Genomic DNA, 12048 nt, shown 5'->3' with positions numbered 1-12048 from the left:
AAAATCTCATCGACACCTCAAGGGGGGTCGAACTCCGCTACTCTTGCGAAGCAACAGGCATGCCACTGCGCGGTCCGCGGTCCCGGCACATTGATTCCAGGGTCACTGGTACGACATCAGGCCACCAACCAGGTCCGGGGGGACACGGGGAGATGGGCGCACGATCCGGAAAAGACTATCTTGACGGGCTTACTGACGATCGTGAGGTGTGGCTCGGCGGGGAGCGCATCAAAGACGTCGCGAACGACCCGCGAACCGCTGGTGCGGCCACCACACTGGCCCGCCTTTACGACCTTCATTTCGATCATCCGGAAAAGCTCCTGCGCCTGGATCCGGTTTCCGGCGAGCAGGTTCCCGTCACCCATCTCATTCCGCGGTCGGCCGCCGATCTGGCAACCCGGCACGATGCGCTGGCCTGCATAGCCGAACGCACGCTCGGTCTCATGGGGCGCAGCCCCGACTATGTCAACGTCACCCTCGCCGGTTTCGCCGGCCGGCCGGACGTCTGGGGTCGGGACGGCAACGAGGAGGGCACCGCCAACCTCGTCGCCTACCAGCGCGAGGCCATGCTGAACGACTGGGCGCTCACCCACGCCATCGTCAATCCCACCGTGGACCGATCCCAGCCGGAGACCGCCGCCGGTGGCGGGGACATCGTCGTCCACAAGGTGGCCGACACCTCCAGGGGCATCCTCGTGCGCGGCGCGCGGGCGCTGGCGACCCTCGCCCCGTTCGCGGACGAGATGTTCGTCTACCCCGGCTACCCGCTGGCCGAGGGCGACGAGAAATACGCGGTCATCTTCGCCATACCAATGTCGACACCGGGGCTGCGACTGCTGTGCCGCGACAGCTACTCCTCGCCGTGCCCGGCGGACCAGCCGCTGTCCAGCCGGTTCGACGAGCAGGACGCCGTCGTCATCTTCGACGACGTCGAGGTACCCCGCGAACGCGTTTTCCTGGACGGCAACGTCGACCTGTACAACCGCGTCATGCAGCGGTCGGGGTGGACCCCGAACATCATGCAGCAGACGACGATACGGGCGGTCACCAAACTTCAGTTCGCCTGGGAACTCGCGACCCGGATGGCGGCGGCCGTCAACAACTCGTCCCCGGCGACCACCGAGATGCTCGGCGAGATCTGGACCTATCTGGAACTCACCCGGTCGGCACTGCTGGCCGCCGAGGCCGGCGCCCACGAATGGGGCTCGGGCACCTGGCTTCCAGCCGAACCACCGTTCGCCGCCCTGCGCCCGACCCTGCCCAGGTGGTTCCCCCGCGTCAACGAGATCATCAAAGTCCTGGGCAGCCACAGCCTGTTGGCGACACCGGCCTGGTCCGAACTCGACAACGCCGAACTGCGCCCCCTGATCGACCTTTACTACCAGGGCGCCAACGGCCTGCCGGCGAAGGACCGGATCGCGCTGTTCCGACTCGCCTGGGATTTCGTCGGCAGCAGCTTCGGCGGTCGCGCCGAACTGTACGAGCGGTTCTACCTCGGCTCCTCGGGCCGTTTCCTCACCCTCGCACAGAAGATGGCCGCACGTTCCTCGACCTTCCCGCTGCTGGGTTCCGTTCTTGAGGCAACCGAACGTTAGATCCCAACCGCACATCCGCGGCGCCGGCCAGGCCGGATCAGCCCGGGTCAGGCGGGTCAGGCTGTCGGCTTCGACGAGTAGACCCGCACGTAGTCGACCGTCATGGTCTGCGGGAAGGCCCCCGCGTCAGGTGAGCCGCCGTAGCTGCCGACCGCCGCGTTCAGAATCATGTAGAAGGGCTGATCCCACAGCCAGACCGGAACATCACCTCGCGACAACGTGCGAATCAGCCTGTCGTCGAAGTAGAACCGCAGGCCGGTCGCCGTCCAGTCCAGACCATAGGTGTGGAAGGTGTCGCTGACCGCTCCGGCGTAGTCGAGACTTCGCCCGGTGCCGCTCCAGCCGGCCTCCCAGTGCGCACCCTCGGCATCGATCCCATGGACGTTCGTGTGAACAGTGCCGGGCCTACTGGAGATGATCTCGACTATGTCGGTCTCGCCGGACCGGGGCCACTCGGTGACTCCGTTGGGGCCGAGCATCCAGATCGCCGGAAACATTCCAGCGCCGGTGGGCAGCTTCGCCCGGACCTCGAAGTACCCGTACTTCCAGGCCTGTTTCCCACGTGTCTCGACCCGCCCGGACGAGTACGACCGTCCCTTGCAGGAAGGCTCGCGGTTCGCGGACAGCAGCAGATGCCCCGAGCCGTCCAGCCGGATGTTGTTCGGGCTCGCCGTGTAGCACTGGACCTCGTTCACTCCCCATCGATCGCCGACTGTGGGTGACCACACGGCCGAATCGGGAGCGGCACCCGCCAGTCCGCCGAACTCGTCGGCGAACCGCAGGTTCGCGCCGCCCCCGGGGACGGGTTCGGCGGGCCGCGTCGGAACCGGCACCGGCCTGGTGGGAGTGGCCGAGGGGCGTGTCGTCGGCCCCACCACCGTGGGCGGACCCACCGGCGTCGGCGTCACTGGCGTCACCAGGGTTGGCAACGGCGGGGTTGGCGTCGGCGGGGTTGGCGTCGGCGGGGTTGGCGTCGGCGGGGTTGGCGTCGGCGGGGTTGGCGTCGGCTGCCCGCCCGAGCCCACACTGGGTATCGGCCGTGGCGCTGTCGGAGCCGGGGAGACCGGCGGTGAGCCGGTACCACCGCCTGGCGTCACCGGTACCGGTCCCCCTGGCCTCGAGGGCCCCGACGGGATCGGCTGTGCCGGTGACGGCGTCGGCGTCACCCCGGTCACCGGCGGCCGCGCCCCCGGCCGACACCACGTGCCGAGTGCGGTCGGGCACTTTCGGTAGACGAAATATCGGCCGTGCAGGCGCCCATGCCGGTAGGGTCGCCCGTCCGGAGCCAGGAACAACAGCTTGATCCGCCCGAGCTGCAGCTGCGCCGGTGCGGCGAACAGCGGCTCTGGCCTGGTGGTATCCGCCACCGTCGACGTCGAACCGGATGGTCCGCCTGACGCGGGCGCCGGTGCCGCCCCACCGGTCTTCACCTCGGCGGTGGCGGTGGCGGGAAGCGAGCCGAGTTGATGCGGTACCCAGCAGACGCCGTCGTCGTCGGTCACGCAGGAGAACGCGTCCGAGGCGACCAGGCGATCGGGCTGGTCAGCATCGGGTCGAAACAGTACAAAATATCCGGTGCCGAGAAGGGCCAGAACGGTGGTGAACGCTAGGAGCGGGCTTCGAAGTGAGCGGCGCCTGGCGCGCCGATGCCTGACCATGGGGACCCCCGTACAAGGACGGATTCACTGATCGTCGACCGGTCCCCCCCGGTTCTGAGAGTAACAGTGGGAACTCCCGACATGACGATCCATCGCGCCACGTTTATCGTCCATAGTTCAATGCTGGATATCTGAATATAACTGTTTCCTGGTCGCTTCCACGCGGGTACCCCGTCCGGCCCGACGTTCGGACACCGCCGGCCACCTCGATTCAGGCCACCTGCTTCCAGAAATCACAGTGGTGGTCCGCGGCGAAACTCGTGGTCGTGCGGATACCCGCCGGGTCCAGCGACTGGAAGCGCCCCGAACCGCTGACATAGGTGGGCCAGGACGCCGCGCCCGCGGTGTTCGGATCGCCATCCGCGGCGAACGCCGCCCAATATCTGATCATCGTCTCGGACAGGGCGGCATGCTCGCCGGTGAGCGCGGAATCCGCCCGCGGAAAGACGTACTGGATCTCCGCACCGTGATACGCCCCCAGGGGGAAAGGCGCGGTGGCGCTCAGGCGCCCCGGCGCGTCCGTGTCGACGAACTCGTACGCGTAGGTGGGGACGGCCCGAGCCAGCAGGTCGGCCGCGCTCAGGCCACGGCAGCTGAACCGGCTGTCGCCGATCGCCCGGGCCAACGCGAGCCCCGGGGAGACTCCGGGCCCAGCGGCGTACGCCGTGGCCACGGTGGTGGCCGCCGCGCCGAACTGCGCGGTCAGTGCCGCCTGGTAGCCGGCTTCGGAGAGCGGCTTACTGGTGGAGTCGTAGCTTGGGACCACGAAGACGCCACCCTCGTCCCGATTGGTGCCGACCAGGACGGGTACCCGCCTGGTCAGCCGGGCGAGACCGGCGAGGATCGGCGTCGGCAGCGTGGTGCCACCCACGGCCGGTTCCCAGGAGAGTCGAGAACGACGGGTGTTCGCGGCGGCGACCAGCTGGTCCGCCGGTGTCCCCCGCAGGCACTCCAGCTGGGTCGCGGGCTGCGCGCATCCCACGGCGGCGGCCAACGTGGCGCCCTGCGCGTCCGACTCGGCGCGGGTGCGCAGCCGCTGGGCACAGCCGCTCTGCGCGACCGCACGCTGGAACAGTCCCTCGGCGCTGGGTGACACGAGATTGGCGCACACACTCGCGCCGCCGGCCGACTGCCCGCTCAGGGTCACCCGCGCAGGATCACCGCCGAACCCGACGATGTTGGCGCGCACCCAGCGCAGGGCGGCCTGCTGGTCGAGCAGGCCGAAGTCGCCCGGGCCGGGCCCCGCGGTGGACTCGGTCATCCTCGACAGGGACAGGAAACCGAGCGCGCCCAGTCGGTAGTTCGGCGCGACGACGATGAGCCGGCCCTGTTCGGCCAGCCGCGCACCGTCCACGTCCGTCCCCTGGCCGGTCAGAAAGCCGCCCCCGTACAGCCAGACCAGAACCGGAAGGTGGGAGGCGTCCGCCCGCGCGCCGGGTGGGACGTAGATGTTCAGCACCAGGCAGTCCTCGCTGGTGTTGGCGAGGTCCGGCTGCGGGCAGGCATGGCCGGCCCTGGTCGCCGCCAGCACACCCGCCCGCGACGGTGCCGGTCGCGGTGGCTGCCAGCGCAACCGACCCACCGGCGATGCCGCGTAGGGAACCCCGAGAAAGGACGTGCCACCGCCCGCTGTCCGCTGCCCGGTCACCGGGCCCTGCGCGGTGGCCACCGTCTCCCGCCCGGACAGGGCGTGACCCGAACCCGACGAACCCCGCCCACCGCCACCCGAACAGCCGGCGGCGGTTACCGCGACGCAAAAACCCAGCCCGACGGTAATCCACCTCCTCAAGACGGACATATCCCCCCCAAATGCGATATGCGCGGCGAGTGGTGTGCGGCAGTGACATTACAACCGCAACCAGCGGGTGCGCGGCCACAACCATGGAATATTCACCTTGACCTCGGGGGAGAGCCTGGTCACCCTGTTTATGTCGCAAGCTCCACGAACAGCGCGCCGACCGCGGAGCGGGCCGGCGGCGAACACCGGGCGTCCCGCCGTCAGGAAGCCGATAATCCTCGGGTCCGCCGCCCCGCCGATTCAATCCGTCGACGCATTCGCCGCACCGTGTCCTACCTCACACCCGCAGGTCGGCGCTCGGTTCCGGGTAACGCATCGCCACCTCGATTGCTCCTTCGGGACGCATCCGTCACCCGCCAGGGATGCACCCCAGTACCCGGGCCATGCCCGCCATGTCATTGCCCGCAGCGCCCCCACCTCGGTGAATGCGATACAGCGGATTTCGGATCCCGGGCGCCGGACCAGAGCATCGGCCGGTGCGATCCGATGCCGGCGGTGCGCTGCCGGGTGGGATCACGCGGGTGGCGACAGAGACACCATGCGCTGACCGCGTTCTGGCCGGGAAGTGAGATCTGCTGGATGGGTCTACCCGGCTGCGATAGCATCCGGACGGGGCCGTCAAAGACGGTTAGAGGGGGCTCGAATGAAAGTACGCCGCCTGTGCTATCAGGTCTGGCTGGAGCTGGGCATGCTCGCCCAGGGATTCATCGTCAACGTTCTCGGTGGATCAGTACTGACGCCACGCCCGATTCGCTACCTGCTCTATCGCCTGGGGGGCGTGAAGACGCAGAGCGCCGAGATATTCCCGCGTTGTGTACTCGGCCATCGGGCGCATCTGGGTCGGCACGTGGGCCTGGGCTGGGGCGTCTTCATCGACAACTCGGCCGAGGTGCACATCGGCGACCACACGATTGTCGGCCCGCAGGCCACCTTCCTCACCTCGGGGCACCCCATCGGCCCGATGGGAGTCCAGCGAGAGGTGTTCGAGAAGGGTCCTATCCGCGTCGGCGCGCACAGCTGGGTCGGTGCACGGGCGGTCGTGATGCCCGGCGTGACGATCGGCGATCATACTGTGGTTGCAGGTGGTTCCGTCGTCACCAAGGACTGTGAGGACTTTGGTCTCTACGCCGGTGTGCCGGCCAAGAAGATCCGTTCCCTCCAGTCCAGCCCCGTCCAGGAGAATGTCCCGGCCCAGGCCACGGTAAAGACGAACACCGTTGTTGGCACCGTTTCCACGACCGATGCCCTTCAGGAGGCCACCCCGGCCTAGTGTGATTTCCGGGTGGCACCGTTCTGCCCACCGGTCGCGCCCACCAGCTGGTCGATCACCTTTTCCGTGAGCCCGTACACCCACGGCCACGCGCCGGTCCCGTGCTGCCGATGGCTGCGCCAGCGGACGCCGACCGGGCGGCCTCGGTCCTCCCCGGTCGCGCCGCCGAGCCGGCGGGCGAGTTCCAGCCGGCCGACGGTTGTCTCAGAAATCGGCGAATCGTGGAATCGACGGGGTTGCCACCGGGAGACCTCCGGCGCGGCCACCGAGCGGTTCCCGCACCGCCCACAGGCAGGAACACCGCCATGCCCTGACACCGGCCCGGTTCCGGCCGATATCCCAGGTGTCGCTCCGGCATGCCAACTGACACCGAAAGACCGAAAAAACGACGACTCGGAAAAACATTCATTACAACCAGGAGAAGAGATCGAAAACCAGCCCTTCGGCACGCCCGATGAGGTAGCCTGACGACACCGGCAGGAGCCTTCCAGGCCGGATCGGGCAACATACCGCGGGCCGGTTCCCAGAACCAACGCGGGCCAGTACCACCGACGTCGGCCACACGGTCGGTCACCGGCGTCGAGTGGAGCCCAGTCTGCTTTCTCGCCACACCCGGACATGGACTCGCCGAAACTGTTCTGAGCGGGGAAAAGCTTTGTCATGCCTGCCCTCATGCGGCAGCTCGGTACCTCAGGGGGAGATGTGCTCGGCCTGCCCGCAAACCCGTCCATCAGTGTCGTCATACCAACTCTGAACGAGGCCCGTAACCTGCAGCATGTGTTCGCCAGGCTGCCGGCCGGCGTCGAGGTGATCATCGTGGACGGCCGTTCCGTCGACGACACCGTCGAAACGGCCCGCTCGCTGCACCGGGATGTCGTCATCGTCCACCAGACCAGACGAGGTAAAGGCAACGCTCTCGCCTGCGGATTCGCCGCGGCGACCGGAGACATCATCGTCATGGTGGACGCGGACGGCTCCGCCGACCCGGCCGAGATCCCGGCGTTCGTCGGCGCGCTGGTCGCCGGCGCGGACTTCGCCAAAGGATCGCGCTCCCTGGTCGGTGGGGGCAGCAGCGACCTGACCCTGCTGCGCAAGCTCGGCAACCGGCTGCTCAGCGGCTTCGTCAACGTCCTGTTCAACTGCCGCTACACCGATCTCTGCTACGGCTACAACGCCTTCTGGCGGCGCTGCCTGCCGGCGCTGGCACTGGAATCCGGTGAGCCCGGCCCGCGCCGCTGGGGCGACGGGTTCGAGGTCGAGACGCTGGTCAACATCCGCATCGCGCACTCCGGCCTGCGCGTCGTCGAGGTACCCAGCTACGAACACGATCGGCTGCACGGCGTCAGCAACCTGAACGCGTTCTCCGACGGCCTGCGCGTTCTGCGCACGATCCTCGCCGAATGGGGTCGCCTGCGCCGTAACCCCGCCTCACCGGGCCGCGCACCGGCCCGCCGCCCGCATTTCGCCGCTGCGGCCTCCGTCGTCCACCAGCGACGGGTTCCTGAGACGCGAACGCCCGAGGAGCCGACCTACCTGCGGGAAGGCGCCTGACGGGCCCTCGGCTACCGCGGGAGAATCATGAAAATCGCTCTGCTGGCGCAGTTCTATCCGCCGGTCATCGGAGGCGAGGAGCGGCACGTGCGCAACCTCGCCCACTACCTGCACGACCACCACGACGTCGTGGTCATCACCCAGGGCCCGGCCGGCGGCGAGCAGCTGCGCGAGGGGGTTCGGGTCCGCACGGTGCAGCCGGCGACAGCCAGCCTGCCCATGCTCTACAGCGAGCCGGACCGCACCTACGCGCCGCCCGCACCGGATCCGCGCATGACGGTGGCGTTGCGCCGGCTGATCCGCGAGGAGCAGCCGGACGTCGTGCATGCCCACAACTGGATCGTCAACAGCGTGCTGCCGTCCCGGCGCAGCGCGAACGTGCCCGTCGTCCTGACCCTGCACGACTACAGCCACGCCTGCGCGACGAAGCGGTACATGCGGGCGGACGTGGAGGTCTGTTCCGGACCCGCGCCGGCCCGTTGCCTGTCCTGCTGCCGGGTCCACTACGGCACCGTGGTCGGGACGGCCACCTACACGGCCAACCTCGCCGGCCAGCGGCTGCGCCGCCGCCATGTCGACCAGATCATCGCCGTCAGCCGTGCGGTGGCCCGCCACAACCGGCTCGACGACCTCGGTGTGCCCTACGAGGTGATCCCCAACTTCGTTCCGGACGACCTGCTGACGAAGATGGCCGGTGTCAGCTCGCCACCGGAGGGTCTGGTCTCCGAGGGCTACATCCTGTTCGTCGGAGATCTCAGCGCCGAGAAGGGCGTCGACGTTCTGCTCGCCGCCTACCAGCGGCTGCCGCTGCCACGCCTGCCGTTGCTGATGGTCGGCCGTCGAACCACCTCCACTCCCCGGGAGCTGCCCGAGGGGGCGACGATCGCCGAGGCCTGGGATCACCCGCGTGTGGTCCAGGCGTTCGCCCACGCGGCCTTCGCGGTCGCCCCGTCGATCTGGCCCGACCCCTGCCCGACCGTCGTCCTCGAAGCCATGGCGGCCGGACGAGCGGTGGTGACCACGCCCCTGGGCGGCATCGCGGACATGGTCCGCCAGGATCGCGAGGGTCTGGTGGTCGCGCCGGGCGACGCCACCGGGTTGGCCGACGCACTGGAGCGGCTCAGCAAGGACCGCGGCTACCGCGACGAACTGGGCACCGCCGGGCGCGCCCGGGTCCACCGGTACCTGGCCAGCACTGTGCTGCCACGCATCGAGCAGGTGTACACCCATCTCGTTCATGGCCGCTGATGCGATGGCGACTGATGCCATGGCGACCGCGTCCACGTCACTGGACGGTCCGGTGACCGTCCAGTCCACCACCACGGGAGCGTCGGTCATGGCTGCCTCGGCGGGGGAGCCGACGGTGGCCGTGGAACTCACGCCGGCCCGGCCGCGGTTCTCCTGGTTCGAGCGGTTCCACAAGGCGCTGGTGCTCCCGGTGGTCGGCCTTGGCGTGCTCCTCAACGGTCTGGGGATCGCCGCCGGTCGGGACGGGTCGGAGAGCCGCAGCATCGAGCTGGTGTGGCTGGGGATCGCCCTGATCTATCTGGTGGCCGGCGGGCGGCTGTTCAATCCCCGATGCGATGCCCGGGACCGGTTGCGCGACGCGCTCGCGCTCGGTGTCGGCCTCACGCTGTGCCGCACCGTGGCCGAGATCCGGGGTTTCGACCAGTTCGACGAGCTGCTGCACATTCGGACCGCCACCGACCTGATGCATTCAGGCGTGCTGTTCAGCCATAACCCGCTGCTTCCGGCCAGTGCGCGCTATCCCGGTCTCGAACTGCTCACCGACGCCGTCGCGCAGCTCACCGGACTGTCGTTGACGCTGTCCGGCGCGGTCGTGATCCTGTTCGCCCGGACGCTCACCATCTGGGCACTGTTCGTGCTGGTGGAACGGCTCAGCGGGTCCGCCTACGCCGCGGGTGTCGGCGTCGTCGTCTACTGCGCCAGCCCGCAGTACTACCTGTTCAACTCCCAGTTCTCCTACCAGAGCCTGGCGATCGGCCTCATGTTCGCCGTTCTCGCCCTGGCGGTGGCGACCCGGACCCCGCCACCGCCCCCCGCACCGACACGGACAGCCACACCGACAAAGGCAGCCGCACCACCCGAAAGCCTCGCCCAGGAAACCAGGACCGACGCCACCACGACCGACGCCACCACCGCGGACGGGAACACCGCGGACGGGACCGCCCCGGGCGGGATACCGGCGGACGAAAGCCCGGGGGATGTCCCTTCGGCAGGTCGGTCGAAGTCGGTTCGGCCGCCCGCGGCCGTGGTGGTGGCCCCGGTCCTGGGTCTGGCCGCGCTGGCGACATCCCACCATCTGACCAGCTGGCTGGCCGTCGGGATACTGGCGCTCTGGACGCTCAGCGTGCGGCGCTTCTCCCGCGACCCGGCCCGGGCCGGCTGGGCGACCTGGCTTTTCCTGCCGGGCCTCGGCGCCATGGTGCTGTGGTCGGTGTGGAGCGGTCCGATGATCGGCGAATACCTCGCGCCGATCTTCGAGGACGCGTTCGGCCAGCTCGCCGGGGTCGTGGGCGGGAGCAACTCCAGCCGCAAGCTGTTCAGCGGCAACGGCGGGCCCGTCACGCCGCAGTGGGAACGCGGTGCGATCATCCTGTGGTCGTTGCTGTGGCTGGGTGCGATCCTGCCCCTGCTGCGCTGGTTTCCCCGCTGGCGCCACCAGGCCAGCGACCGGTACATGTTCCGGATTCTGTTCGCCCTGGGTCTGTCCTATCCGTGCATTCTCGTCGGCCGGGTCTCACCGAAGACAGCCGAGTTCACCACCCGGTTCTCGACCTTTATCTTCATCGGCCTGGCCCTGGTGGTCGGCATGCTGGGCGCCAGGTTCATGTCGGCGCATCCGGCGAAGCGCACGACCGCCGTGGTGACACTGGCCGCGATGCTGCCGTTCCTCGGTGGGATCGTGCTCGGCTCCCCGGACTGGCAGCGCTCGACCGGCCCCTACCTGGTCTCCGCGGACGCCCGTTCGGTTGACCGCTTCGCGCTCCAGGCGGCCCGGTGGGCCCGCGACAACCTGCCCGCCGGTTCCGTCCTCGCCTGCGACCGGGTCAACGGCGCCGTGTTCGCCGCACGCGGCGGTGTGTGGGTGACCTCGGGCCTGTCCGGCGGGACGAACGTCGGACCGCTGTACTTCGGGCCGCACTTCGGCCGCTACGAGCAGGGCATCCTGGCCCGCAACAAGGTCGACTACCTGGTGGTCGACCAGCGGCTGGCGAAGTCGCTGCCCCGCATCGGCGTCTACGTCGCCCCGGGCGAGGCCGAGCCGGGCACCCGGATCACCCATGAGGCGCTGGCCAAGTACGACCGGGTACCCGGTTCCGTCCGTGTCTACGACAACGGACCGATCCGGATCTACTCCGTCGTCGGTCTGTGGCGCGGGAAACCGTCGATCGCGACCCCCACCACGACGGCCCAGCGATGACCCAGCTCTCCCGCCCAGGCCGCGGCGGTGGCCACCCGGGCCTGGTCACCGGGGCGCGCCCATGACCATGGTCGCCCTCGCCCACCTGATCGCCGGTGTCGTCGTGATCGCCGGGCTGACCCTCGCCGTCAGTCTGGTCACCCAGCCCGCGGGCTCCGGCGAACCGGCGGTGTCCCGCGTCGCCGTCCTGCGGCTGATGCTGGCGGTGATGTCGCTGCTGTTGCTGGTCGCGCTGCTGCTGGGCGCCGTCGGCATCGCCAACCGGCCGTGGGCCTTCTACCTCGTCTGCATCGGGTTGAGCGCGGGATGTGTGGCCATCGGCGGACAGCGACAGGCCCTGCTGCGGGCGACGCGGCTGGCCCGGCTGGTCGCCGCCGGGCGCCACCGTCGACTGGCGGCGACCAGCCTGGTAGTCACGCTTGCCCTGGTCGTCACCGGACTGGTCGTCTCCGAGAGGGCCACGCATCACGCCGATCGTCCCGACGTGGCACTGGCCATCGGCGCGCACGACGGTGCGTCCGAGGTGACCGTGACCCGGGCCGGCGACACGGGTTCGGTGATGTACCTCGCGGTCCTGCGCGGCGGACGGCAGAGCTGGCGCTCGGCCCAGTTGCCCCGGCTGGGTTCCGCGCTGCGGATCACCATCCCCGAGACGGCGACGGCCAGTGGCGCGACGGTGAACCTGATACGCGACGGAGCCGTCATACGGACGGTGACTCTCCCATGACATC

Annotated in this window: 8 protein-coding genes; 6 read left to right on the top strand and 2 right to left on the bottom strand. The window is 69.2% G+C overall.

Going from position 1 to position 12048, the window contains the following annotated elements; genetic code table 11:
• Positions 1-152: 152 nt before the first annotated feature.
• Positions 153-1595 (top strand): 4-hydroxyphenylacetate 3-hydroxylase family protein, encoded by a 1443-nt coding sequence (locus tag MXD59_RS07945; protein WP_248824118.1) that lies wholly within the window; start codon positions 153-155, stop codon positions 1593-1595.
• A 56-nt stretch (positions 1596-1651) separates the two neighbouring features.
• Here the strand turns inward: MXD59_RS07945 and MXD59_RS07940 are convergent, their stop codons facing one another.
• Positions 1652-2428, bottom strand: coding sequence for a glycoside hydrolase family 16 protein (locus MXD59_RS07940; protein WP_248824259.1), 777 nt, complete (start codon positions 2426-2428; stop codon positions 1652-1654).
• 1036 nt (positions 2429-3464) lie between these two features.
• Complete coding sequence (locus tag MXD59_RS07935; protein WP_248824117.1) at positions 3465-4922, bottom strand: carboxylesterase/lipase family protein; 1458 nt, start codon at positions 4920-4922, stop codon at positions 3465-3467.
• Positions 4923-5694: 772 nt separating this feature from the next.
• Between MXD59_RS07935 and MXD59_RS07930 the strand changes: the two genes are divergently transcribed.
• The 5 genes from MXD59_RS07930 (at position 5695) to MXD59_RS07910 (ending at position 12044) form a co-directional block, all read left to right on the top strand.
• On the top strand, positions 5695-6321 hold the full coding sequence (locus MXD59_RS07930; protein WP_248824116.1) for an acyltransferase: 627 nt from the start codon (positions 5695-5697) through the stop codon (positions 6319-6321).
• Between the two features lie 672 nt (positions 6322-6993).
• Complete coding sequence (locus MXD59_RS07925) at positions 6994-7872, top strand: glycosyltransferase family 2 protein (RefSeq protein WP_248815835.1); 879 nt, start codon at positions 6994-6996, stop codon at positions 7870-7872.
• A 27-nt stretch (positions 7873-7899) separates the two neighbouring features.
• The gene (locus MXD59_RS07920; RefSeq protein WP_248824115.1) at positions 7900-9120 is read left to right on the top strand and encodes a glycosyltransferase family 4 protein; all 1221 of its coding nucleotides are present in this window, start codon (positions 7900-7902) and stop codon (positions 9118-9120) included.
• 4 nt (positions 9121-9124) lie between these two features.
• A complete protein-coding gene (locus MXD59_RS07915) occupies positions 9125-11317 on the top strand; it encodes a hypothetical protein (RefSeq protein WP_248824114.1) in 2193 nt (730 codons plus the stop codon).
• Positions 11318-11378: 61 nt separating this feature from the next.
• Positions 11379-12044, top strand: coding sequence for a hypothetical protein (locus tag MXD59_RS07910; protein WP_248824113.1), 666 nt, complete (start codon positions 11379-11381; stop codon positions 12042-12044).
• Positions 12045-12048 lie beyond the last annotated feature (4 nt).

Origin of the sequence: Frankia umida, from assembly GCF_023242945.1 — a bacterium.
Lineage (GTDB): Bacteria > Actinomycetota > Actinomycetes > Frankiales > Frankiaceae > Frankia > Frankia umida.
The sequence above is the reverse complement of the archived record's forward strand: the minus strand, read 5'-3'. Positions and strand labels throughout refer to the sequence as shown.

Excerpts from the sequence above, each read along its gene's own strand:
- MXD59_RS07945 (WP_248824118.1), top strand. The coding sequence starts at position 153 with ATGGGCGCACGATCCGGAAAAGACTATCTTGACGGGCTTACTGACGAT.
- MXD59_RS07930 (WP_248824116.1), top strand. The coding sequence starts at position 5,695 with ATGAAAGTACGCCGCCTGTGCTATCAGGTCTGGCTGGAGCTGGGCATG.
- MXD59_RS07925 (WP_248815835.1), top strand. The coding sequence starts at position 6,994 with ATGCGGCAGCTCGGTACCTCAGGGGGAGATGTGCTCGGCCTGCCCGCA.
- MXD59_RS07920 (WP_248824115.1), top strand. The coding sequence starts at position 7,900 with ATGAAAATCGCTCTGCTGGCGCAGTTCTATCCGCCGGTCATCGGAGGC.
- MXD59_RS07915 (WP_248824114.1), top strand. The coding sequence starts at position 9,125 with ATGGCGACTGATGCCATGGCGACCGCGTCCACGTCACTGGACGGTCCG.
- MXD59_RS07910 (WP_248824113.1), top strand. The coding sequence starts at position 11,379 with ATGACCATGGTCGCCCTCGCCCACCTGATCGCCGGTGTCGTCGTGATC.